General features: G+C 70.1%; 18 protein-coding genes. 5 read left to right on the forward strand and 13 right to left on the reverse strand.

Translation table 11 applies throughout. The features are described from left to right. Nucleotides 1-80: 80 nt before the first annotated feature. Complete coding sequence (acs, locus tag ASG48_RS11100; protein ID WP_055849398.1) at nt 81-2,030, forward strand: acetate--CoA ligase; 1,950 nt, start codon at nt 81-83, stop codon at nt 2,028-2,030. Nucleotides 2,031-2,847: 817 nt separating this feature from the next. Here the strand turns inward: acs and ASG48_RS11105 are convergent. Both ASG48_RS11105 and ASG48_RS11110 read right to left on the reverse strand, forming a co-directional pair. Beyond that, nucleotides 2,848-4,161, reverse strand: a complete 1,314-nt coding sequence (locus tag ASG48_RS11105; protein WP_055849399.1) for a cyclopropane-fatty-acyl-phospholipid synthase family protein — start codon at nt 4,159-4,161, stop codon at nt 2,848-2,850. Between the two features lie 115 nt (nt 4,162-4,276). Then, on the reverse strand, nt 4,277-4,957 hold the full coding sequence (locus ASG48_RS11110) for a YggS family pyridoxal phosphate-dependent enzyme (protein WP_055849401.1): 681 nt from the start codon (nt 4,955-4,957) through the stop codon (nt 4,277-4,279). 154 nt (nt 4,958-5,111) lie between these two features. Between ASG48_RS11110 and leuS the strand changes: the two genes are divergently transcribed. The 3 genes from leuS to holA are packed head-to-tail and all read left to right on the forward strand — an operon-like array spanning nt 5,112 to nt 9,403. Next, nucleotides 5,112-7,709, forward strand: coding sequence for a leucine--tRNA ligase (leuS, locus tag ASG48_RS11115; protein WP_055849404.1), 2,598 nt, complete (start codon nt 5,112-5,114; stop codon nt 7,707-7,709). Continuing rightward, nucleotides 7,696-8,334 (forward strand): hypothetical protein, encoded by a 639-nt coding sequence (locus ASG48_RS11120; RefSeq protein WP_055849406.1) that lies wholly within the window; start codon nt 7,696-7,698, stop codon nt 8,332-8,334. Before leuS ends, ASG48_RS11120 begins: the two co-directional genes overlap by 14 nt. Nucleotides 8,335-8,359: 25 nt before the next feature. Further along, nucleotides 8,360-9,403, forward strand: coding sequence for a DNA polymerase III subunit delta (gene holA, locus ASG48_RS11125; RefSeq protein ID WP_055849409.1), 1,044 nt, complete (start codon nt 8,360-8,362; stop codon nt 9,401-9,403). A 126-nt stretch (nt 9,404-9,529) separates the two neighbouring features. Here holA and ASG48_RS11130 read toward each other — a convergent pair whose 3' ends face one another. From ASG48_RS11130 to mnmE, 5 genes are all read right to left on the reverse strand, one after another. Then, on the reverse strand, nt 9,530-10,495 hold the full coding sequence (locus tag ASG48_RS11130; protein WP_055849412.1) for a ParB/RepB/Spo0J family partition protein: 966 nt from the start codon (nt 10,493-10,495) through the stop codon (nt 9,530-9,532). Nucleotides 10,496-10,571: 76 nt separating this feature from the next. Continuing rightward, complete coding sequence (locus ASG48_RS11135) at nt 10,572-11,357, reverse strand: ParA family protein (protein WP_055849415.1); 786 nt, start codon at nt 11,355-11,357, stop codon at nt 10,572-10,574. Between the two features lie 120 nt (nt 11,358-11,477). Continuing rightward, the gene (gene rsmG, locus ASG48_RS11140; protein WP_244486874.1) at nt 11,478-12,047 is read right to left on the reverse strand and encodes a 16S rRNA (guanine(527)-N(7))-methyltransferase RsmG; all 570 of its coding nucleotides are present in this window, start codon (nt 12,045-12,047) and stop codon (nt 11,478-11,480) included. A 148-nt stretch (nt 12,048-12,195) separates the two neighbouring features. Next, entirely contained in the window at nt 12,196-14,079 is a 1,884-nt protein-coding gene (gene mnmG / locus ASG48_RS11145; protein WP_055849421.1) for a tRNA uridine-5-carboxymethylaminomethyl(34) synthesis enzyme MnmG, read from the reverse strand. A 145-nt stretch (nt 14,080-14,224) separates the two neighbouring features. Next, a complete protein-coding gene (mnmE, locus tag ASG48_RS11150; RefSeq protein WP_055849423.1) occupies nt 14,225-15,577 on the reverse strand; it encodes a tRNA uridine-5-carboxymethylaminomethyl(34) synthesis GTPase MnmE in 1,353 nt (450 codons plus the stop codon). 160 nt (nt 15,578-15,737) lie between these two features. On the opposite strand from mnmE, the gene ASG48_RS11155 reads away from it, so the two are divergent. Next, complete coding sequence (locus tag ASG48_RS11155) at nt 15,738-17,783, forward strand: thioredoxin domain-containing protein (RefSeq protein WP_055849426.1); 2,046 nt, start codon at nt 15,738-15,740, stop codon at nt 17,781-17,783. Nucleotides 17,784-17,786: 3 nt separating this feature from the next. On the opposite strand, the gene ASG48_RS11160 is transcribed toward ASG48_RS11155, so the two are convergent. The 6 genes from ASG48_RS11160 to hemE all read right to left on the reverse strand — a co-directional run bounded on the left by ASG48_RS11160 (nt 17,787) and on the right by hemE (nt 22,755). Next, entirely contained in the window at nt 17,787-18,206 is a 420-nt protein-coding gene (locus ASG48_RS11160; protein ID WP_055849429.1) for a DUF3830 family protein, read from the reverse strand. A 96-nt stretch (nt 18,207-18,302) separates the two neighbouring features. Then, nucleotides 18,303-18,788 carry a YbaK/EbsC family protein gene (locus tag ASG48_RS11165; protein ID WP_055849432.1) on the reverse strand — a complete coding sequence of 162 codons (486 nt, stop codon included), beginning with the start codon at nt 18,786-18,788 and terminating at the stop codon, nt 18,303-18,305. Nucleotides 18,789-18,991: 203 nt separating this feature from the next. Continuing rightward, complete coding sequence (rho, locus tag ASG48_RS11170; protein ID WP_055849435.1) at nt 18,992-20,248, reverse strand: transcription termination factor Rho; 1,257 nt, start codon at nt 20,246-20,248, stop codon at nt 18,992-18,994. A gap of 245 nt (nt 20,249-20,493) precedes the next feature. Further along, on the reverse strand, nt 20,494-21,027 hold the full coding sequence (locus tag ASG48_RS11175; protein ID WP_055849438.1) for a gluconokinase: 534 nt from the start codon (nt 21,025-21,027) through the stop codon (nt 20,494-20,496). A 79-nt stretch (nt 21,028-21,106) separates the two neighbouring features. Beyond that, entirely contained in the window at nt 21,107-21,592 is a 486-nt protein-coding gene (hemJ, locus tag ASG48_RS11180) for a protoporphyrinogen oxidase HemJ (protein WP_156381574.1), read from the reverse strand. 140 nt (nt 21,593-21,732) lie between these two features. Continuing rightward, nucleotides 21,733-22,755 carry a uroporphyrinogen decarboxylase gene (hemE, locus tag ASG48_RS11185; RefSeq protein ID WP_055849444.1) on the reverse strand — a complete coding sequence of 341 codons (1,023 nt, stop codon included), beginning with the start codon at nt 22,753-22,755 and terminating at the stop codon, nt 21,733-21,735. Nucleotides 22,756-22,937: the final 182 nt, after the last annotated feature.

Here is a 22,937-nt window from a genome sequence, read left to right on the forward strand (position 1 = left end):
GGACCCGTTCCGAGCCTTTCCCGTAAGTTCGCGCGCGAAGACCGGCCCCGCGCCGGCCCGGCGTCTGGGAGGACATCCGCATGAGCACCATCCGCGTGAAGGACGAATGGAAGGCCGGGGCGCGCATCGACGACGCGACCTACCGGGAATGGTACGCCCGAAGCGTGACGGACCCGGACGGCTTCTGGGCCGAGAAGGCCGCGCGCATCGACTGGATGACGCCCTTCACCAAGGTGAAGAACACGTCCTTCGCCCCCGGCGCCGTCTCCATCAAGTGGTTCGAGGACGGCACGCTGAACGTCTCGGCCAACTGCATCGACCGGCATCTCGCCACGCGCGGCGACCAGACGGCGATCCTCTGGGAGGGCGACGATCCGGCCGAAAGCCGCGCCATCAGCTACCGCGAGCTGCACGAGGAGGTCTGCCGCATGGCGAACGTCCTCAGGAGCCGCGGCGTGAAGAAGGGCGACCGCGTCACGATCTACATGCCGATGATCCCCGAGGCGGCCTATGCCATGCTCGCCTGCACGCGCATCGGCGCGGTCCATTCGGTCGTCTTCGGCGGCTTCTCGCCGGACGCGCTCGGCAACCGCCTGGAGGATGCCGGCTCCAGCGTCCTCGTCACCGCCGACGAGGGCCTGCGCGGCGGGCGCAAGGTGCCGCTGAAGAAGAACGCCGACCGCGCCATCGAGATCGCCGCGAAGGCCGGCCAGAGCGTCGACACGGTGATCGTGGTGAAGCGCACCGGCGGCGAGGTCGCGGTCAGCGAAGGCCGCGACGTCTGGTGGCACGAGGCGCGCGAGACGGTCTCCGCCGACTGCCCGCCCGAGGCGATGGGCGCCGAGGATCCGCTCTTCATCCTCTACACGTCCGGCTCGACGGGAAAGCCCAAGGGCGTGCTCCACACGACCGGCGGCTATCTCGTCTACGCCGCGATGACGCATGAATACGTCTTCGACTACCGCGAGGGCGAGATCTACTGGTGCACGGCCGATGTCGGCTGGGTGACGGGCCACAGCTACATCGTCTACGGCCCGCTCGCCAACGGCGCCACGACCCTGATGTTCGAAGGCGTGCCGAACTATCCGGACGCCTCGCGCATGTGGCAGGTGATCGACAAGCATCGGGTCTCGATCTTCTACACCGCGCCCACCGCCATCCGCGCGCTGATGGGCGCGGGCGACGACAAGGTGACGGGCACCTCGCGCAAGTCGCTGCGGGTGCTGGGCTCGGTCGGCGAGCCGATCAACCCGGAGGCCTGGACCTGGTACTATCGCGTGGTGGGCGAGGAGCGCTGCCCGATCGTCGACACCTGGTGGCAGACCGAGACCGGCGGCATCCTCATCACCCCGCTGCCGGGCGCCACCGACCTCAAGCCCGGCTCGGCGACGCGCCCCTTCTTCGGCGTGCAGCCGCAGCTCGTCGACAACGAGGGCGCCGTGCTCGAGGGCGCGACCGAGGGCAATCTCTGCATCACCGACTCCTGGCCCGGCCAGATGCGCACGGTCTACGGCGACCACGAGCGCTTCGAGCAGACCTATTTCTCCACCTATCCGAACAAGTACTTCACCGGCGACGGCGCCCGGCGCGACGAGGACGGCTACTGGTGGATCACCGGCCGCGTGGACGACGTGCTCAACGTCTCGGGCCACCGCATGGGCACGGCGGAGGTGGAATCCGCGCTCGTCTCCCATCCCAAGGTCTCGGAAGCGGCGGTCGTCGGCTATCCGCACGATCTGAAAGGGCAGGGCATCTACTGCTACGTGACGCTGATGGGCGGCGAGACGGGCTCGGAGGAGCTGAAGAAGGAGCTCGTCGCGCATGTGCGCAGCGAGATCGGCCCGATCGCCTCGCCCGACAAGATCCAGTTCTCGCCCGGCCTTCCCAAGACGCGCTCGGGCAAGATCATGCGCCGCATTCTGCGCAAGATCGCGGAGGACGATTTCGGCGCGCTCGGCGACACCTCGACGCTCGCCGACCCGGCGGTGGTCGACGACCTCGTGGAGAACCGCCAGAACCGGAAAGGGTAGGGGACAGGGCAAGGGCCCGGCGGAGGCGAGCGGGACGGGGCGGGCAGGGATCGCGCCGCCTTGTGCCATCCCGTGCCGCCCCTGCCGCCGGTCCTGCGCGGCGCGGCCCGCCTCACCGGCGGCATCGCGCGCCCCGTTCGCACGAGGGGGCCGGATCGGTCCTTCGTGTCGGCGAACGCTCGGGTTTCAAGGGGCAAGCCGTTTAGAAACTCCACCTTGCGTCAACCTGACGCTTTTTTCCGCGTGCCCTTGCAGTGCCGCATTTATCGCCCCATACTCTTCTCGTGTTCAACGTAATGGAAGGAGGTGATCCAATGTCGAGTGATTTCCAAATGCCGGTTGGGTCTTTGTATCTCGCGGGTTCGACGGAGCAGTCTCCTTCCGAAGCGTAAGAGATATGCGATCCCGGTAAGGGTCTTCGCGACCTCCGGCATGGCAGACTTCACGGGGCCGCCTCTCATTGACTTGAGAGGCGGCCTTTTGTGCTTTCAGGAGCCGATCGGAGCGGATGGAAAAGCGGACCCAGCGTGATGCCATTGCTTGCGGCGCGCACCGTCGGGGATCTCGCTTTTTCCTGAATCTCGCAGCGCGGAAAACTCCTGCAGGGGCTCGGCGCCGGACGTCTCCCTTTCCCGTCCCGAGAGACGATGCCGGCCGGCGGACGAGGGACGCAAGCGTCCGGTAAGGCGCTTCGGCGCGCCGCGTCTGGCGCCCGACATCCCTCATCCCCTGCCGGGCACGTCTCCCCGCGGGGGCGACGAAGGCAGTTCGGGCGCCGCTGGCACCGCCGTTCAGCCCGAAGCGCTCGAACCTCGGATCACCCGCCCATGGGCCGATAGAGATCGGCGCGGGTCGGCGGCAGGCCGGAGAGGCCCTTGGCGCGCCGCGAGGCCAGCGTCTGGTTGATCATCAGCGTGCCGCGCTCGAAGCCCAGCGAGACGCCGGCGAGGTAGAGGAGCCAGAGCCGGGCCTGGGGCTCGCCGACCTCGGCCACCGCCTCGTCCATGCGCGCGGACAGGCGTTCAGCCCAGAGGCGGCAGGTGCGGGCATAGTGCTCGCGCCAGTTCTCCACGTCATGCACCTCGAAACGGTGCGCCTCGAGCTGCTGCAGCGAGTGGCCGATGAAATCGAGATCGGCGCCGGGAAAGATGTAGCGCACGATCGCCCGGTATTCGGGCGTGCCGCGTCGGAAGGCCTTGAGGCTCGCTTTGGCGGGCCGCGCGATCGTGTGGTGGAGATAGAGGCCCTTCGGCACGAGCAGCTTGCGCACGGCGGAGAAATACGCGTCATGATGGGCGAAGCCGACATGCTCGAACATGCCGATGGACGAGATCTTGTCGAACGTGCCGGTCAGCGCCTGGAAGGGCTTCAGTTCGATCGTGATACGATCGGAAAGGCCGGCCTCGCGCACGCGGGCGGTAGCGATGTCGAACTGCGCCTGGCTCAGCGTCACGCCGTGGCCGGTGACGCCATGGGTCTGCGCCGCGTAGATCAGGAGCCCGCCCCAGCCGCAGCCGATATCGAGCATGCGCTCGCCGGGCTTCAGCCGCAGCTTGCGGCAGATCATCTCCAGCTTGTCGGTCTGCGCCTTGTCGATATCACCGTGCCAGCCGTCGAAATAGGCGCAGGAATAGAGCATGCGCTTGTCGAGGAAGAGCTGGTAGAAGGCGTTTGACACGTCGTAGTGGAACTGGATCGCGCCTTGGGTCGAGCCGCTGGCGCCGGCATCGGACCCGTCGGTGAGCCGGCTTTCGCGCCCGCGCGCCCGGTCCGCCCGGCGCAGGGCGACGAGCGTCGGCAGAAGGCGCGCGAGGCGCGCGAGGCCCAAGCGCTTCAGCGCGCCCCTGGTGCGCCCCGTCCCGCGCGCGGCGGCCAGATCGAAGATCGAGCCGCCCTCGACATCGATGGCCTTTTCCACCCAGAGCTCCACGATCGTCTCGAGCCGCGGGCGCGTCAGGAGACGCGAGAGCGCCAGCGGATCGTTCAGCGCAAGGGCTGGTCCGGTCTCGGGCCCGAGCCGCTCCCCGGTCCACAGGCGGAGCGCCGGACCCGGCTGCAGGGTGGCATGCGCATGGCGCAGCAGGGAAGCGAGTCGCTCCGTCGCGGCGGTCTCGGCATTCGACACGGCCATGGCCGACCTCGTTTCACGTGAAACTTTCGGGGACGAGCGTGGACCACGGCCTCGCGCTTCGCGCAATGTATGTCGGGACCCTTATGAAGTCGCGGGCGACGATCCGCCGCCCGGCTCAGCCGCCATAGGCCTCGCGCTGCCCGAAGATCGCCGAGCCGACGCGCACGCTCGTCGCGCCATGGGCGACGGCCGTCTCGAAATCGCCGGACATGCCCATGGAGAGCCTCTCCAACCCGGCCTGACGGGCAAGCCGCGCCAGAAGCTGGAAATGCGGCGCCGGATCATCCTCGGCGGGGGGAATGCACATCAGCCCCTCGATCGCGAGCCCGTGCACGGTGCGGCAGCGCTCGACGAAGGCCAGCGCCTCGCCCGGCGCGATGCCCGCCTTCTGCGGCTCCTCGCCCGTGTTGACCTGGACGTAGAGGCGAAGGCGCCGGCCCTGCCGCTCCATCTCGGCGGCGAGCGCGGCGGCGATCTTCTCGCGGTCCACCGTCTCGATCACGTCGAACAGGGCCACCGCCTCGCCCGCCTTGTTGGACTGCAGCGGGCCGATCAGCCGCAGTTCCAGATCGGGCGTCTCCGCGCGAAGGGAAGGCCATTTGGCTTTCGCCTCCTGCACGCGGTTCTCCCCGAAGATCCGCTGTCCCGCCGCGATCACCGGGCGGATCGCCTCCGGCCCGTGCGTCTTCGAGACGGCGACGAGGGCGGCCGCGTCCGGCGTCCGGCCGGCGGCTTTCGCGGCTGCCTCGAGGGCGGCCTTCACGGCGGCGTAGCGGTGGGAAAGATCCTCGTCCATGTCGTCTTTGCGCCTCTCCTGGCATTTCGCGGCATCGCCGTCCCCGCGAGCGCCGCTTATCTGTTGTCTCGCGCTCGGGTCACGGGATAAGTCAGCGTCGAAGACCCAGATCCCGGCCGCCTTGTCCGCCCGCCCCTCCGTCAGTTGAAGAAGCATGGCCTCAGAACGCTACAATCCCCGCATCGCCGAACCCCGCTGGCAGAAGGCCTGGGACGAGGCGCAGCTCTTCGAGACGAAGGACGATGCGCCGGGCGAGAAATACTACGTGCTGGAGATGTTCCCCTATCCCTCCGGCCGCATCCATATGGGCCACGTGCGCAACTATGCCATGGGCGACGTGGTGGCGCGCTACAAGCGGGCCAAGGGCTTCAACGTCCTGCACCCGATGGGCTGGGACGCCTTCGGCATGCCCGCCGAGAACGCCGCCATGCAGAACAAGGTCCATCCGCGCGAATGGACCTATGCCAATATCGCGACCATGCGCGGGCAGCTCAAGTCCATGGGCCTCTCGCTCGACTGGAGCCGCGAGTTCGCCACCTGCGACGTCGGCTACTACCACCGCCAGCAGATGCTCTTCCTCGATTTCCTGGAGAAGGGCCTCGCCTATCGCCGCAAGTCGAAGGTCAACTGGGACCCGGTCGACAACACTGTGCTCGCCAACGAGCAGGTGATCGACGGGCGCGGCTGGCGCTCGGGCGCCGAGGTGGAGCAGCGCGAGCTGACGCAGTGGTTCTTCCGCATCACGCGCTATGCCGACGATCTCCTCGCCGCGCTCGACGCGCTGCCGGGCTGGCCGGAAAAGGTGCGCCTCATGCAGCGCAACTGGATCGGCCGCTCGGAGGGCCTGCTCCTGCGCTTCGCGCTGGAAAAGCCGGAAGGGGAGGCGCGCGACCTCGAGGTCTTCACCACGCGGCCCGACACGCTCTTCGGCGCCTCGTTCCTGGCGATCGCCGCCGACCACCCGCTGGCGCTCGCCGCCGCGCGCACCAACCCGGCCGTCGCCGCCTTCAACGAGGAGGCCAGACGCACCGGCACCTCCGCCGAGGCGATCGAGACGGCCGAGAAGAAGGGCGTCGACACCGGCCTTCGCGCCGTGCACCCGTTCGACCCGTCCTGGACGCTGCCGATCTATGTCGCGAACTTCGTCCTGATGGACTACGGCACCGGCGCGATCTTCGGCTGCCCGGCCCATGACCAGCGCGACCTCGACTTCGCCCGCAAGTACGATCTGGCCGTGACGCCCGTCGTGCTGCCGGGTGGCGAGGACGCGTCGAGCTTCGCGGTCGGCACCGTCGCCTATGACGGCGAGGGCACGCTGTTCAACTCGCGCTTCCTCGACGGCAAGACGCCGGACGAGGGCTTCGAGTCCGTGGCCCAGCGGCTGGAGGGCACGGATCTCTTCGGTGCGCCGCAGGCCAGGAGGCAGGTGAATTTCCGCCTGCGCGACTGGGGCATCTCGCGCCAGCGCTACTGGGGCTGTCCCATCCCGGTCCTCCATTGCGAGGCCTGCGGCGTGGTGCCGGAGGCCCGCGAGAACCTGCCCGTCGTGCTGCCCGAGGACATCGACTTCGACAAGCCCGGCAACCCGCTGGACCGTCATCCGACCTGGCGCCAGGCGACCTGCCCGCAATGCGGCGGCGCGGCCCTGCGCGAGACGGACACGATGGACACGTTCGTCGACAGTTCCTGGTACTTCACCCGCTTCACCGCGCCGCACGAGGCCGAGCCGACCAATCCGCAGATCGCCAATGCCTGGCTGCCGGTGGACCAGTATATCGGCGGTATCGAGCACGCGATCCTGCATCTCCTCTATTCGCGCTTCTTCACGCGGGCGATGCGCGAATGCGGCCATGTCGATGTCGACGAGCCCTTCAAGGGCCTCTTCACGCAAGGCATGGTCGTGCACGAGACCTATCGCGACGGCCGCGAATGGGTCGTGCCCTCCGATGTCGCCATCGTCGAGGGGGAGGGGGGCCGGAAGGCGACGCGCCTCTCCACGGGCGGACCAATCGAGATCGGCGGCATCGAGAAGATGTCGAAATCGAAGAAGAACGTCGTCGATCCCGACGACATCATCGCAAGTCTCGGCGCCGACACGGCCCGCTGGTTCATGCTTTCCGACTCCCCGCCGGACCGCGACGTGATCTGGACGGAGGCGGGCGTCGAGGGCGCCCACCGCTTCGTGCAGCGCCTCTGGCGCCTCGTCTCGGAGACCGCACCGCATCTCGGCACGGACGGCGAGGCCGACGCCGCCTCGCCGCTGCGCCGGGCCGCGCATCGCACGGCGGCGGGCGTGGCCGACGACATCGAGCGTCTGGCCTTCAACAAGGCGGTCGCCCGGCTCTACGAGCTCGTCAACGCGCTCTCCTCGGGCGTTTCGGGCCTGAACGCCGAAAGCCCCGCGCCCGAGCGCGCCGCCGCCCGCGAGGCGCTGCGCATCCTCGTGCGGCTCGTCGCGCCGATGATGCCCCATCTCGCCGAAGAGTGCTGGAGCGCGCTTGGCGCCCCGGGCCTCGCGGCCGCCGCCCCCTGGCCCGAGGTCGATCCGGCCATGCTCGTGGACGACACGATCACCCTGCCGGTCCAGATCAACGGCAAGAAGCGCGGCGACTTGACCATGGCGGCGAGCGCCGGCAAAGCTGACATCGAAAAGGCCGCGCTCGATCTCGAGGTCGTGCGCGCCGCACTCGCCGGGGCCCTCCCGAAGCGCGTCGTGGTCGTCCCGGGGAGAATCATCAATGTCGTGGTCTGATCGCGGCCGTCGCCGGTCCGCCCTCTTCGCCGCCTTCGCGCTGGCCGGCCTCGCCGGCTGCACGTCCGGTCCCCTCTACGGCTCCAACGGTCCGATGAGCGCCGGCGCGCCGGGCGCGCCCGAGACGAGCATGAACGCCCTGCGCGGCCGCTTCGCCGTCGCCGACGTCAACGACCGCACGACGCAGATCGTGCGCAACGCGCTCCTGTTCCGCCTGAATGGCGGGACGACCGCCTCCAACCCGCTCTACGAGGTGCGGCTGACGGCCTTCGGCGCCTCCGGCAACACGCAGATCGCGCCGGGCGGCGTACCGTCCGCCTCCATCTACCGGCTGAACGCGAGCTACAGCGTGGTGCGTCTCTCCGACAAGGTCGTGATCGGCCGGGGCCAACGCTCCACGGCGACGCCCTACGACCGCACGAGCCAGCTCTACGCCGTCTCGCGCGCCGTCCTGGACGCGCGCCAGCAGGCGGGCGACGAGATCGCCGCCGAGATCGAACTCGCCATCGCGGCGGACCTGCGCCGGCCCCGCCCCGGGGCCGCCGGCGCCGCACTCGCCCCGCTTCTCCAGCCCGAGGACGTGACGGGCCGGATCACCGCGGGCTCCACCTACCGCACGCGCTGACGGCGCGGCGCGGGGAGGCGGCGCGATGGCCCAGAAGAAGGCCGGCGAGGTGGACGCGTTCCTCTCGCGGCCCGACACGTCCTTTCCCGTCGTCCTTCTCTACGGGCCCGATGCCGGGCTCGTCTCCGAACGCGCCGAGAAGATCGCGGCCCTCTCGGGCGTCGACGCCTCGGATCCGTTCGCCGTCGCGACCCTCACGGCCGAGGAGGCCGAGCGCGACATCGGCCGGCTCTTCGACGAGGTCGGCACGATCTCCATGTTCGGCGGGCGACGGCTCATCCGCGTGCGGGCGGGCTCGGGCGCGATGAAGGCGCTGTCGGAGGCCGTGGTCGAACTCGGCGCCAGGCCGCCGAAGGACGCGCTCCTCGTGATCGAGGCGGGCGACCTGAAGAAGAGCGCGCCCTTGCGCGTGGCGGCCGAGAAGGGCCGGGCCGCCATGGCGCTGCCCTGCTATCCCGACGAGGGCCGCGCGCTCGACCAGATGATCGACGAGGAACTGCGCGAGGCGCATCTGTCCATCGACCGCGACGCGCGGGACAGCCTGCGGGCCCGTCTCGGTGCCGACCGTCGCCTGTCGCGCGGCGAAGTGCGCAAGCTCTGCGTCTACGCCTATGGCATGGACAAGATCACCGACGAGATGGTGCGCGATCTCGTCGGCGACGTCTCGGCCGACACGCTGGACGAGACGATCGACGCCACGGTCGGCGGCGAGGTCAAGCGCCTGCCCCATCTCATCGAGCGCATGGCGCAGGCCGGCGGCGCGCTGTTCCCGCTGCAGCAGGGATTGCTGCGCTATTTCCAGCAGCTGCAGGCGATGCGCGAACTCGTCGAGCGGCACGGCGAGACGGTCGGCCGCGTGGTCGAGCGCGCACGCCCGCATTTCCGGCGCAAGGCGGCCATGGAAGCCGCGCTCGGCGCCTGGCCGCTCGAGGCGATCTCGCAGCTCCTGCGGCGCATCGAGGCCGACATTCTCGCCGCCCGCCGCGAGGCGGCGCTCGCCGAGACGATCACCCGGCGCCTGATGATGGATATCGCGGTGGAAACGGCCCGCCGACGCACGCGCGGCTGATCCGAGGGACGGCCTGAAAGGTCGAGCGCCGTCAGGCAAGGCGGCGGGGACGCCCCGTTTCCGAGACACCGCTCTTTTGTTTCACGTGAGTCCGAACAGCGGACCGCGCGACCCGGCGAGGGAGCGTCAGAGTTCACGCACGCGCGGGCCTTCGTCCGGTCGGCGCCGGCGATGGGTCTGGAGCAGGCCGCAGATCTCGTCGAGCTGTTCGAGATCGGCATAGTCGATGCGCAGCGAGCCGCGCTCGCCCTTCAGCGTGATCTCGACCTCCATGCCCAGCGTCTCGCTGAGCAGGCGTTCGAGCGCCAGCGTGTCCTCGTCCTTGGCTTCCGCCGGCTTCGGGCTTCTGGCGCGCGGCTTGGGCGCGGAGACGGGAGCGCCGTTGCGGGCGAGATCCTCCGCTTCGCGCACGCTGAGGCCGCCGGAGACGATGGCCCGCGCGGCCGCCTCGGGATCGGGCGAGGTCACGACCGTGCGCGCGGCGCCGGGCGAGAGCGTGCCCGCGGCGACCATGGCGCGAACGCTGTCGGGGAGTTTCAGGAGGCGCAGCGTGTTGGCCACGTGGCTGCGGCTCTTGCCGAGCACCTCGGCCAGATCGGCCTGCGTGTAGCCGTGCTCGTCGATCAGCATCTCGTAGGCGAGCGCTTCCTCGACGGCGTTGAGATCGGAGCGCTGGACATTCTCGATGATGGCGATTTCGAGCGACTGGCGGTCGCCGATCTCGCGCAGCACGACCGGCACCTCGGTGAGCCCGGCGAGCTTGGCCGCGCGCAGACGACGCTCGCCGGCCACGAGCTCGAAGGCGCCTGCCACGCCCGGCCGGGGCCGAACGAGAAGCGGCTGCACCACGCCATGCGTGCGGATGGAGGAGGCGAGCTCCGCCAGTTCCGCCTCGTCGAAGGTCTTGCGCGGATTGAACGGGTTGGCGACGATGCGGTCGAGCGGCACGTAGCGCTCCGCCGCCGGGATCTCGCTCGGCGCGGCGGGCGCATCCGGGAAGCCCGGCACCGCGCGGCGGGGTTCGGCGACGCCGGCGCCGATGAGAGAGGCGAGGCCGCGTCCCAGACGCTGCCGCGATCTGTCTTCCGTCATGTCACATCCCCTTCTGCGGGCGGTCGGTCGTCGTCACGGTTCGGGGCGAGGCACCAGGCGCCAGGGCGCGGATCTCTCAAGCCGCCACCAGCGCCCGCTCGCGCTGGATGATCTCGGAGGCAAGCTTGATATAGGCCTGACTGCCCGAGCATTTCATGTCGTAGAGGATGGCCGGCTTGCCGAAGGACGGCGCCTCGGAGACGCGCACATTGCGCGGGATGATCGTCTCGTAGACGCGCGGGCCCATGAAGGAGCGCACGTCCTTCACCACCTGGCTCGCCAGATTATTGCGTCCGTCATACATGGTCAGCACGATGCCATGGAGTTCGAGTGCCGGGTTCAGGCTGTCGCGCACCTGATCGACGGTCTGCAGGAGCTGGCTCAGGCCTTCGAGCGCGAAGAACTCGCATTGCAGCGGCACGAGGATCGCGTCCGCCGCCGCCATGGCGTTGATCGTCAGGAGGTTCAGCGAGGGCGGGCAATCGACCAGCACGAAGTCGAACAGCGCGTTCTCGACCTGATGGAAATGGAGCGCGTCGCGCAGCCGGTAGGCGCGCCCGGTGGCGCCGGCGATCTCCATCTCCAGGCCGAGGAGGTCGAGCGTCGAGGCGATGACGGAGAGGTTCGGCACGGCCGTCTTCATCGCGGCCTGCGTGATCGAGGCCGTTTCCATGAGGACGTCGTAGGACGAGGTTTCCCGGTCGTCCTTCTCGATGCCGAGACCCGTGGAGGCGTTGCCCTGCGGGTCGAGATCGACCAGAAGCGTGCGCTTGCCGACGGCCGCCAGCGCGGTCGCGAGATTGATCGCGGTCGTCGTCTTGCCGACTCCGCCCTTCTGGTTGGCGATGGTGATGATGCGCATCGGCACCCCGGTCCCCAAAATCGTCACCCACAGCCTATCGAATAGACCGTGCCACCGTCCCGGCCGGTCAACCGAGACCTGCCGAATCGTTTCACGTGAAACAATCTCGGCCTGTCCGTTTCAGGCCACAGCGATATCGGCGATCTCCAGGATCGTGGATCCGTCGCCGCCGTCGCCTTCGTGCTGTACCACGCCGAAACGATATTGGGCAGAGGCAAGCGCCATTTCCTCCTCGTGCAGCCGACCCTTGTGGAAGAAGCAGCGCGTGTCTGCCCTGATATGCGGAGCGACGAGGGCGAGAAGATCGGGCAGGGCGGCGAGAGCGCGGGCCGTTATCGTGTCGGCCGCGCCCAGCACGGCGCCGCATTCCTCGATGCGTGCAGCATGGACGGTGCCGGAAAGGCCGAGCGTCCGCTGGGCCGCTCGCAGGAAGGCCGCCTTCTTCTGGTTGCTCTCGACGAGATCGACACGACCGCCTTGGTTCCGCCGGGCGATGGCGAGCACGATGCCGGGCAGACCGCCGCCGGAGCCGAGATCGACATTCAGCTCGAAGGCCGGCATCAGATCGGCGAGGACGAGGGAATCGGCGATATGCCGCGTCCAGACCTCCGCAAGGGTAGACTCCGCGACGAGGTTCATCTTGGCCTGCCACGTGTTGAGAAGATCGACATAGGCGTCGAGCCCCTCCATGGTTTCACGTGAAACATCGCGGCTTGACAGGAAAAGTGCGCGTCCCTCGGCCTGACGCGCCAGCAACTCGGCGCGGGGCAGCGGCTTCGTCTTCGGCGGGGCCTTCTTCTTCTCCAGAATCTTTCCGGCCCGCTTGGCTTTGGACGGTTCAGGCCGCATCGGAAAGCTCCAGGCGCCGCAGCGCGACGAGGATGAGAGCGAGCGCCGCCGGCGTCATGCCATCGATACGCTCGGCTTCGGCGAGGCTGGACGGGCGCCGCGTGCCGAGCTTGTGCCGCAGCTCGTTGGACAGACCCTTGATCGTGTCGAAATCGAGATCCGCGGGGATCGCCCGGCCCTCGTCGCGCCGCAGGCGATCGCGGTCGCGCTGCTGCCGGTCGAGATAGACGTCGTAGGCCGCCTCGATCTCGATGCGCTCCGCGACGGCCGGGGGCAGGGCGGAAAGCTCCGGGCAGAGGGCGACGAGACGCGCGAGGTCGATATCCGGCTGCGACAGGAGCTGCCAGGCCGAACGCCGCCGTCCGTCCTGGTTCACCGCGAGACCTGCGGCCGCCGCTTCGTTCGGCGTCAGCGTCAGGCCTTCCAGCCGCGCGCGGGCCTCGTCGAGCGCCGCCTCGCTGGCGGTGAAGACGGAATGCCGGCAGGCGTCGATCAGGCCCCAGCCGAGGCCGAGCGGCGTCAGCCGGCGGTCGGCATTGTCGGCGCGCAGCGAGAGCCGAAACTCGGCGCGCGAGGTGAACATGCGATAGGGCTCGCTGACACCCGAACGGGTGAGGTCGTCCACCATCACGCCGAGATAGGCCTCGCCCCGCCCGATCGTCACCGGCTCCCCGCCCCCGGCGCGGCGCGCGGCGTTGAGCCCGGCGAGCAGCCCCTGCGCCGCGGCCTCCTCGTAGCCGGTCGTGCCGTTGATCTGACCGGCGAGGAACAGGCCCCTGGCGGCGCGGACCTCCAGCGTCGCCCGCAGCTCGCGCGGGTCGACATGGTCGTATTCGATGGCATAGCCGGGCTTCAGGATCGACACGCGCTCCAGCCCCGGCAGCGTTCGCAGGAAGGCGGCCTGCACGTCCTCCGGCAGCGAGGTCGAGAGACCGTTCGGATAGACGGTCGGATCGTCCAGCCCCTCCGGCTCCAGGAAGACCTGATGCCCGTCGCGATCGCCGAACTTGACGATCTTGTCCTCGATCGACGGGCAGTAGCGCGGCCCCGTGCCCTCGATGCGCCCGCCATAGAGGGCCGAGCGGGACAGGTTCTCGCGGATGATGCGATGCGTCTCGCCGGTCGTGCGGGTGATGCCGCATTCGATCTGCGGCACGGTGATCGCGCGGGTGAGATAGGAGAAGGGCGAGGGGTCCTCGTCGGCCTTCTGCATCTCGAGGCTCGCCCAGTCGATCGTGCGCCCGTCGAGCCGCGCCGGGGTTCCCGTCTTCAGGCGCCCGAGGCGAAGGCCGAGGCGCGCGAGCGTCGCGGACAGGCCGACCGACGGCGCCTCCCCGACGCGCCCGGCGGGCACGGTCCACGTGCCGATATGGATGAGGCCGTTGAGGAAAGTTCCGGTGGTTAGCACAGCCGCGCCGCAGGCGATGCGCCGCCCGTCTGCAAGGAGGACGGCGGAGATGCAGCCCTCGGCGGAAAGTTCGAGATCGAAGGCATCGCCCTCGATCACCTCCAGCCCGGCCTGCCGGCGCACGGCGTCCTGGATCGCGGCCTTGTAGAGCTTGCGGTCGGCCTGCGTGCGCGGCCCGCGCACGGCCGGGCCCTTGCGCCGGTTGAGGAGGCGGAACTGGATGCCCGCGGCATCGGCCGCCTCGCCCATCAGGCCGCCCAGCGCGTCCACCTCGCGCACGAGATGCCCCTTGCCGATGCCGCCGATGGCGGGATTGCAGCTCATGGCGCCGACGGTGGCGAAGGCATGGGTGAGAAGGACGGTGCGGGCGCCGGCGCGCGCGGCCGCCGCCGCCGCCTCGGTGCCGGCATGGCCGCCGCCGATGACGACGACGTCGGCGGAAGGATCGGAACGGGACTGGGTCATGGCTTCGGTTAAGCCGCAGCCGGCCGGGCCTGTCAATCGAAGGCGACGGCGGGCGGTCGGCGGAGGCGCGAGCAAGCACCGATCGCATCCGCGTCGGCGGCCGTCGCGGCGCGGATGGCGGGGGTCGGGCCTCGTTGGTGATGCGCTATTTTCCGATGCAGAAGCGGGAGAAGACGATGTCGAGAAGGTCTTCCACCCCCCGCCGTCCCGTCAGCAGGCCGAGCCGGTCGGCCGCCTCGCGCAGGCGCTCGGCCTGGAGTTCCGGCGCGTCGTCCGGATGGTCCAGCGCCTCGCGCAGGAGGTCACGCAATTCGCCGAGGAGGGCGCGATGGCGCTCGTGCAGCGGCAGGGGCTCCTCGCCGATGCCTTCGGACGCCGCCGCCGCGATATGGGCGAGCAGGGATTCGAGGCCCGTCCCGTCTCGCGTCGAGAGGGCCGGCCAGCTGTCGGGAACCGGCCGCTTCGCCAGGTCCGCCTTCGACAGGACCGTCAGATGCGTCGGCTTCGCCGCCTCGCCATCCACGACCGCATGTTTCACGTGAGACAAACCGGCCGCCTCTTCGAGCGCATCGGCGGGGACGAGCGAGAGCACGAGATCGGCGGCGTCCATCGTGCGGCGGGCCCGCTCAATGCCGATGGCCTCCACCGGGTCGTCCGTCTCGCGCAGACCCGCCGTGTCGAAGAGGCGCACGGGAATGCCGCGAAGATCGAGCGTCACCTCCAGAACGTCGCGCGTCGTGCCGGGAACGGGCGTGACGATCGCGACGTCTCTCCGGGCGAGCGCGTTCATCAGGCTCGACTTGCCGGCATTGGGCGGCCCGACGATCGCGACGCGAAAGCCCGCGCGCAGGATCTCGCCGCGCTCGGCGCGGTCGAGATGCGCCTCCAGCTCCACCAGAAGCCGCGCCATCGCCCGCGCCGTGCCAGGATCCAGCGTCTCGCCCACGTCGCCCTCGTCCGCGAAGTCGAGGCTCGCCTCGATCATCGCGCGCATGCCCGTCAGCGCGTCCATCCAGCCCTCGTAGAGGCGGCGCAGGCTGCCGTCGGCCTGGTCGAGCGCGGCGCGGCGCTGGCGCTCGGTCTCGGCGGCGAGGAGATCGCCGAGCCCCTCCGCCTCGGTGAGGTCGATGCGCCCGTTCTCGAAGGCGCGGCGGGTGAATTCGCCGGCCTCGGCAAGCCGCACGCCCGGCAGCGCGCAGGCGGCGGCAAGGACCGCGGAGACCGTGGCCCGGCCGCCATGAAGGTGGAATTCGGCACTGTCCTCGCCACTCGCCGTTCCCGGGCCCTCGAAGAACAGGACGAGGCCACGGTCGAGCGTCGCGCCGTCGCGGTCCCGGATGCGCCGCAGACCGGCGCGGCGCCCCGCGGGCACCGATCCGGCAAGCGCCGTCACGACCCCCCGGGCGGCCGGGCCGCTGACGCGCAGCACCGCGATGCCGCTCGGCAGCGCGCCGGAGGATAGGGCGACGATGGTCTCGACCTTGCTGTCGCGGGACATGGCGCGGCCTTTCGCGGGCGCTGGAGGCGGGAGGCCGGACAAGGCCGCCCGGGCTCGAAACCGGGTCGCGACGCAGGGCTTTGCGCCGCGCGCCCTGTTCGAGGACCTTGAGCGCCTTACCCTTGCCGGAGCGAACGGAGCAAGGGCGGGAGGGACGATCATGGAGCGGAACGAGGATCGCAACCTGCTCGGCGAGGCGCTGAGCCCCTATCTCCAGCAGCACCGCGACAATCCCGTGCACTGGATGGAATGGTCGCCGGAGGCCCTGGCACGGGCCAGGGCGCTCGACCGGCCGATCCTCCTCTCCATCGGCTATGCCGCCTGCCACTGGTGCCATGTGATGGCGCATGAGAGCTTCGAGAACGAGGCCACGGCCGCCATCGCCAACCGCCTCTTCGTCTGCATCAAGGTGGACCGGGAAGAGCGGCCGGAGATCGACCAGATCTACATGAGCGCGCTCCACGCGATGGGCGAGCAGGGCGGCTGGCCGCTGACCATGTTCCTCCTGCCCACCGGCGCGCCCTTCTACGGGGGCACCTATTTCCCGCCCGAGCCGCGCTTCGGGCGGCCGGGCTTCCCGCAGGTGCTGGAGGCGGTGGCCGAGGCCTATGCCAACCGGCGCGACGCCCTGGAGAAGAGCGCCGCCGACATGACGGCCCATCTCCACCGCACGCTGGCGGGCGCCTCCGCCACGGCCTCGCTGGACGCGCTGGCGCTCGCCCCCTTCGCGGCGCGCGTCGAGACGCTGATCGACCCCGTCCTCGGGGGTCTCAAGGGCGCGCCGAAATTTCCGAACGCCCCGACCATCGAGGTCCTGGCCCGCTCGGGGTTTCCGGACGGGCCGGCGAGCCGGCGCGAGGCCTTCCTGCACACGCTGCAGTCTCTCTGCCTCGGCGGAATCTACGATCACCTCGGCGGCGGCCTGCATCGCTATGCCGTCGACGACCGCTGGCTCGTGCCGCATTTCGAGAAGATGCTCTATGACAACGCCGCCTTCCTCAGGCACCTCGCCTGGGGCGCGCGGGCGACGGGGGAGCGGCTCTTCGTCGACCGCCTGTCGCAGACGGTGGACTGGCTGGCACGCGAGATGGTCGTGCCGGGCGGGGGCCTTGCCGCCTCGCTCGACGCCGACAGTCTCGATGCCGAGGGCCATCTGGAGGAGGGCGCCTTCTACGCCTTCGCCGCGGCCGAGGTCGACGCCGTGCTGGGCGAGCGCGCCCGCGCCTTCCGCGCCGCCTACGACGTGACCGAGAGCGGCAATTTCGAGGGCAGCAACGTCCTGCACCGGCTGCATCCGGCCGGCATCGACGCCGCCGCGGATTTCGCGCCGGAGCGGGCGCAGCTCTTCCAGGCGAGAGTCGCGCGCACGCCGCCGGCGCGCGACGACAAGGTCCTCGCCGACTGGTCGGGCCTTGCCATCGCGGGTCTCGTGGAGGCCGAGCGCGTGCTCGGCGACGGGCGGGCGCTCGGTCTCGCCCGGCAGGCCTTCGCCTTCGTGGAACGGGAGATGCATCCGAACGGCCGCCTCTGCCATGCCGCGCGCGGCGGCAAGGCGTCAAGCCCGGCGCTTTCGGGCGACTACGGCGCGCTGATGGGGGCGAGCGCGATGCTCTTCTGCGCGACGCTCGACGCGGCCTATCTCGAGGCCGGCCATCGCTATGCCGAGGCGCTGGAGCGCTTCCACGGCGACGGGGCGGGCGGGCACTATCTCTCGGCCCTGGACGCCACCGACGTGCCCTTGCGGCTGCGGGGCGACGGCGACGACGCCGTGCCCGGCGGCACGGCGCTGGTTGTCGAGGGTCTGGCGCTTCTGGCGCAGGCGAGCGGCTCGGCGGAGCTCTCCGAACGCGCCTTGCGCGCGGCGCAGGCCGCCGCCGGCCGCGTCGCCTCGGGCGGACTGCATGTGCCGGCTCTCGTCTCGGCCGTCGACCGACTGCGGCGCGGGCGCGAGCTCGCGATCTTCTCCGGCCCGGGCGATCCGCGCGGCGAGGCGTTGCGGGCGGTGGCCCTCGATAGCGTCGATCCCGCGCGGCTCGATCTCTTCGCGCTCTCGCCGGCCGACCTGCCGAGACGTCTCGCCATGGCCGCCGTCCAGCTCGACGGGCGCCCGGCGGCCTTTCTCTGCGAGGCCGGCGCCTGCCGCGCGCCGGTGCACGACGCGGACGGCCTGCGCGCCCTGCTCCTGTCCGGCTCCGGCCCGGACTGAGGCTCAGACCGCCTCGAAGACGATCTCCTTGGCGCCGCTCCACAGCGTGTCGCGGCCGAGTTCGGCAAGGCGCGGCAGCCCGGCGGTGATCGTCAGGAGCGGATTGCCGGCGAGCGGCCCGGCCTTGGAGGCGAAGGCGCAGGGGCCGTAGGCGAGGAGGATCTCGGTCTCCGAGACGCCGCCGGGATAGAGCAGGATCTCGCCGGGCGCGGGGTGGCAGGTGGCGTCCTCCGGCGGCAGGGGGAAATCGGTGCTGCCGAGCGGGATCCAGCAGGCCTCGCCGCTCCAGCGCACGTGGATGATGCGCTGGCGGTAGGGCAGGAGCGCGCGGAACAGCGCCACGGTCCTGGGCGCGCGCGCCGTCTCGAACCGTGCCGGAAAGGCGGCTCCGTCGATCGTGATGCGGCAGTCGGTGTCGCTCATCCGGGGTCCTCGTGAGGCTGGTCTGGGGCGAAGGCCGCGGCGAAGCGGTCGCGCGTTGTCATCCCGGATTTGCGGGTCCGGCACCGTTCGACGAGGTCAGGCCGGCTTGACGCGGCCGACGCGCGCGCCGGTCGCGCTGCGCAGCTGAAGCGGCACGGTCTCGAAGACATGCGTCGGCGTGCCCGCGGCGGCCCAGACGGTGGCGTGGGCGAAGAGATCCTCGTCCATGAAGACCGGCAGCGGGCTCGCATGGCCGAAGGGCGGGATGCCGCCGATGGCAAAGCCGGTCGCCGCGCGCACGAAGGCCGCGTCCGGGCGCTCCAGCGCCTCGCCGACAAGAGCTTCCATACCCGCCTCGTCGACGCGATTCGCGCCCGAGACGAGAAGGAGATGCGCCGTCCCGCTGGAGGCGCCGCGAAAGACCAGGCTCTTGACGATCTGCCCGACCTGCGCCCCGACGGCCGCCGCCGCCTCCTCCGCCGAGCGCGCGGAGGCTCGCGTCTCCACGATGGCGATCTTCAGCCCGCGCGCCGTGGCGGCGGCGAGCACCCGTTCGGCGGGCGCGGGAAGGGTCTGCGACATGCGGGCGGCCTCCGGGCGGGGCGATGGATCGTCCGTCCTTAGAGCATCGCCGCGCGGTTCGCACGCGGGGACCGCCGGCGGCGGCGACGGGATCGCTCGCCACCGCCCGCGACCCCGCGCCGGCGGGACGCGTGCGCCCGAACGAAAACGGCCCCGCCGGGAAGGCGGGGCCGTGACGTCTTCGACCGAGGGAACGAGGCCCCTCAGGTGTTCATGGAGTCGAAGAAGTCCGAATTGCTCTTGGTCTGCTTCAGCTTGTCGTTCAAGAACTCGATCGCGTCCGTCGTGCCCATGGGGGCGAGGATGCGGCGCAGGACGAAGATCTTCTGCAGGTCCGAGCGCTGGATGAGGAGATCCTCCTTGCGCGTGCCGGACTTGAGGATGTCCATCGCCGGATAGATGCGCTTGTCGGCGACCTTGCGGTCGAGCACGATCTCGGAATTGCCGGTGCCCTTGAACTCCTCGAAGATCACCTCGTCCATGCGGCTGCCCGTGTCGATGAGGGCGGTGGCGATGATCGTCAGCGAGCCGCCTTCCTCGATGTTGCGCGCCGCGCCGAAGAAGCGCTTGGGGCGCTGCAGGGCGTTGGCGTCGACGCCGCCGGTCAGCACCTTGCCGGAGGAGGGGACGACCGTGTTGTAGGCGCGGCCGAGACGGGTGATCGAATCGAGGAGGATGACGACGTCGCGCCCGTGCTCGACGAGGCGCTTGGCCTTCTCGATGACCATCTCGGCGACGGCGACGTGGCGCGTGGCCGGCTCGTCGAAGGTGGAGGAGACGACCTCGCCCTTCACCGAGCGCTGCATGTCCGTCACTTCCTCGGGCCGCTCGTCGATGAGCAGGACGATGAGGTAGCACTCGGGATGGTTGGCGGTGATGGAATGGGCGATGTTCTGCAGGAGCACCGTCTTGCCGGTGCGCGGCGGCGCGACGATGAGGCCGCGCTGGCCCTTGCCGAGCGGGGCGACGAGGTCGATGACGCGGGCCGAGAGATCCTTCTTGGTCGGATCGCCGAGCTCCATCTTGAAGCGCTCGTTCGGATAGAGCGGCGTCAGATTGTCGAAATGGCTCTTGTGGCGGATGCGCTCGGGATCGTCGAAATTGATCGTGTTGACCTTGAGAAGGGCGAAGTAGCGCTCGCCCTCCTTCGGGGAGCGGATCGGCCCCTCCACCGTGTCGCCGGTCTTCAGCGAGAATTTCCGGATCTGCGAGGGCGAGATGTAGATGTCGTCGGGGCCCGGCAGGTAGTTGGCGTCGGGCGAGCGCAGGAAGCCGAACCCGTCCTGCAGGATCTCGACGACGCCCTCGCCGACGATCTCGACCTCGGAGGCGGCGAGCTGCTTGAGGATCGCGAACATGAGCTCCTGCTTGCGCAGGACGGACGCGTTCTCGACGGCGTTCTCCTCGGCGAAGGCGATGAGCTCGGGGGCGCTCTTGTTCTTCAGGTCCTGAAGTTTCATTCGGGTTCGTAAGGCTCTTTTGGAGCGCCGTCCGCCCGCCTCGGAGCGGCGGGGACGGGCGCTGAAGTCGGGAGAGGGAAAGCGCTGTCGCCGGACACGGGACGTGTTCTTCGGCAGGAGTCTCGCGCACCGGGTCGGCACGCATGCGCATTTCGTCAAAGGCGGGATGTGGGCCTGATATACCGGCTGGCGGCCCGCCACGCAAGAGGCGCGGGGGGCGGCGGGAGCCGCCGGCGCAACGCGCCTCAGGCGGCGGGGGCGAGGCCGAGCGCGGCCAGCGCGCGCGCGACGACCTCCGGGGGCGCCGCGTCGACGCCGATCTCGACGCCGTCCTCGTCCGCCTCCAGCGGCTCGAAGTCGGCGAACTGGGAGGCGAGGAGGGAAGCGGGCATGTAGTGGCCCTGGCGGGCCCGCAGGCGCGCTTCGACGAGATCGGGCGAGGCGCATAGCTCCACGAAGCGAACGCGCGCCTGCGAGCCTCTGAGGACGTCGCGGTAGCGCCGCTTCAGCGCCGAGCAGGTGATGACGCAGTCGCGCCCGGCCGCCGCCTGCTCGTCGATCCACCCGGCGATGAGCGCGAGCCAGGGCCAGCGGTCCTCGTCGGTCAGCGGGATGCCGGCCGACATCTTCTCGATATTGGCCCTGGGGTGGAAGTCGTCGGCCTCGGCGAAGACCCAGCCGAGGCGCGCGGCGATACCGGTCGCCGTCGTCGTCTTGCCGGTGCCGGAGGGCCCCATCGTCACGAGGCAGGTCGTCCTGCCGCCGCTCGCCTCGTTCATGCCCGTCTCCCCGGATCGGCGGAAGGCCGGCGCCGCCGGCGGCTGTCCTAGCCGGTCCGGCGGCGGGCGCGCAATGGCCTCAGAAGGGCTTCACCACGACGAGGATGACGATGAGGACGAGGAGCACGGTCGGCACCTCGTTCATCACGCGCCAGTGCTTGGTCGACTTGCCGTTCATGTCGTTGGCGAAGCGCCGGGCGGAGGCGGCGTAGTAGCCGTGCAGACCGCTCATGGCGACGACGAGCAGGATCTTGGCGTGCAGCCAGCCGGACTGGAAGCCGTAGATCGTGTAGGCGAGCCAAGCGCCCGCCACCCAGGTCACGATCATCGCCGGCAGCATGATCGCCTTCAGCAGGCGCCGCTCCATCACCTTGAACGTCTCGGACTGCGGCGTGCGGGGGCCGACCTCGGCATGGTAGACGAAGAGGCGCGGCAGGTAGAGCATGCCCGCCATCCAGGCGATGACGGCCACGATGTGCAGCGACTGCACCCAGAGCTGGCCCTCCACCGGCACGAGGAGGAACAGGACGAGCGCGAGCAGGAGGCCGGCGATGCCGGCGATCATGCCCGAGCGGTCCTTGGCGGGCGGCGTGGCGATGGAACTCATGGGGACAGGGCTTTCGCGGGAAGGGGAGGGCGTCTGGAACCGATCTAGCCTTCGCCGCCGCCAAAGCCAATCGCGCTCCGCCGCCGCGCCCCTCGCCGTCAGCCCCCGCGCACCAGCCGCAGCAGCGCCTCCACATGCGCGATCGGCGCGTCCGGCGTGATGCCGTGGCCGAGATTGAACACGAGCGGGCCCTGTCCGAGGCCGTCGAGGATCGCCCTGACGCCCTCCTCGAGCGCCTGCCCGCCGGCGATGAGGCGCAGCGGGTCGAGATTGCCCTGCACCGCCCCTTGCGCCTGCAGCTCGCGGGCGAAGGACAGCGGCACGCCCCAGTCGAGGCCGAGCGCGTCGACGCCGGTCTTCTGCCGATAGGTCGAGAGCAGCGCGCCCGCGCCCTTGGGAAAGCCGATGATCTTGGCGCCCGGCACCGCCGCGCGCACCTTCTCGACGATCCGCGCGACGGGGGCGACGGCATAGGCCTCGAAGCTCGCCTCGTCGAGGACGCCCGACCAGCTGTCGAAGATCTGCACGCAGTCCGCTCCGGCCTGGAGCTGGCGCACGAGATAGTCCGCGCTCATCTCGGCCAGGAGGAACAGGAGCGCCCGCATCTCCTCCGGGTTCCGGTAGCCGAAGAGCCGGGCGGGCGCCTGGTCGGGCGTGCCGCGCCCGGCGATCATGTAGGTCGCCACCGTCCAGGGCGCGCCGCAGAAGCCGATCAGCGTCGTCTCCTCGGGAAGCTCGGCGCGCAGGCGCGCCACCGTCGCGATGACGGGGGCGAGATGCGTGTCGGCGTCCGACGGGTCGAGGTCCTGGATCTCGGCGGGACGGATCGGCTCCATCCTCGGCCCTTCGCCCGCCTCGAAGCGGACGCCCCGGTGCAGCGCGTCGGGGATGACGAGGATGTCGGAGAAGAGGATCGCCGCGTCGAAGCCGAAGCGGCGGATCGGCTGCAGGGTGACCTCGGTGGCGAAGTCGGGATTGTAGCAGAGGTCGAGGAACCCGCCGGCCCTGGCCCGCGTCTCGCGATATTCCGGCAGATAGCGGCCGGCCTGCCGCATCAGCCAGATCGGAGGCGGGAACACGGTCTCCCCGTCGAGAACGCGGAGAAGCTTGCGCTGGCCCATCAGGGCTCCCTTCTAGAAATGAAATCTATTGAGATCGAGATTCTGGTTCTATGACTCGGTGGATAGCCGGAATTCACAAGGGCCCCTAGATGGCGGCCGCGCGGCGAAAATCCAACGCCGCGGCGGGACAGGACTCCCCGGCGTGGACGGCAAGCGGGGATGGATCGCAAAAGCCGAGACGT

This window comes from Aurantimonas sp. Leaf443 (assembly GCF_001425575.1).
In the GTDB taxonomy this organism is placed as follows: Bacteria; Pseudomonadota; Alphaproteobacteria; order Rhizobiales; family Rhizobiaceae; genus Leaf443.

Excerpts from the sequence above, each read along its gene's own strand:
- acs (WP_055849398.1), top strand. The coding sequence starts at position 81 with ATGAGCACCATCCGCGTGAAGGACGAATGGAAGGCCGGGGCGCGCATC.
- ASG48_RS11105 (WP_055849399.1), bottom strand. The coding sequence starts at position 4,161 with ATGGCCGTGTCGAATGCCGAGACCGCCGCGACGGAGCGACTCGCTTCC.
- ASG48_RS11110 (WP_055849401.1), bottom strand. The coding sequence starts at position 4,957 with ATGGACGAGGATCTTTCCCACCGCTACGCCGCCGTGAAGGCCGCCCTC.
- leuS (WP_055849404.1), top strand. The coding sequence starts at position 5,112 with ATGGCCTCAGAACGCTACAATCCCCGCATCGCCGAACCCCGCTGGCAG.
- ASG48_RS11120 (WP_055849406.1), top strand. The coding sequence starts at position 7,696 with ATGTCGTGGTCTGATCGCGGCCGTCGCCGGTCCGCCCTCTTCGCCGCC.
- holA (WP_055849409.1), top strand. The coding sequence starts at position 8,360 with ATGGCCCAGAAGAAGGCCGGCGAGGTGGACGCGTTCCTCTCGCGGCCC.
- ASG48_RS11130 (WP_055849412.1), bottom strand. The coding sequence starts at position 10,495 with ATGACGGAAGACAGATCGCGGCAGCGTCTGGGACGCGGCCTCGCCTCT.
- ASG48_RS11135 (WP_055849415.1), bottom strand. The coding sequence starts at position 11,357 with ATGCGCATCATCACCATCGCCAACCAGAAGGGCGGAGTCGGCAAGACG.
- rsmG (WP_244486874.1), bottom strand. The coding sequence starts at position 12,047 with ATGGAGGGGCTCGACGCCTATGTCGATCTTCTCAACACGTGGCAGGCC.
- mnmG (WP_055849421.1), bottom strand. The coding sequence starts at position 14,079 with ATGACCCAGTCCCGTTCCGATCCTTCCGCCGACGTCGTCGTCATCGGC.
- mnmE (WP_055849423.1), bottom strand. The coding sequence starts at position 15,577 with ATGTCCCGCGACAGCAAGGTCGAGACCATCGTCGCCCTATCCTCCGGC.
- ASG48_RS11155 (WP_055849426.1), top strand. The coding sequence starts at position 15,738 with ATGGAGCGGAACGAGGATCGCAACCTGCTCGGCGAGGCGCTGAGCCCC.
- ASG48_RS11160 (WP_055849429.1), bottom strand. The coding sequence starts at position 18,206 with ATGAGCGACACCGACTGCCGCATCACGATCGACGGAGCCGCCTTTCCG.
- ASG48_RS11165 (WP_055849432.1), bottom strand. The coding sequence starts at position 18,788 with ATGTCGCAGACCCTTCCCGCGCCCGCCGAACGGGTGCTCGCCGCCGCC.
- rho (WP_055849435.1), bottom strand. The coding sequence starts at position 20,248 with ATGAAACTTCAGGACCTGAAGAACAAGAGCGCCCCCGAGCTCATCGCC.
- ASG48_RS11175 (WP_055849438.1), bottom strand. The coding sequence starts at position 21,027 with ATGAACGAGGCGAGCGGCGGCAGGACGACCTGCCTCGTGACGATGGGG.
- hemJ (WP_156381574.1), bottom strand. The coding sequence starts at position 21,592 with ATGATCGCCGGCATCGCCGGCCTCCTGCTCGCGCTCGTCCTGTTCCTC.
- hemE (WP_055849444.1), bottom strand. The coding sequence starts at position 22,755 with ATGGGCCAGCGCAAGCTTCTCCGCGTTCTCGACGGGGAGACCGTGTTC.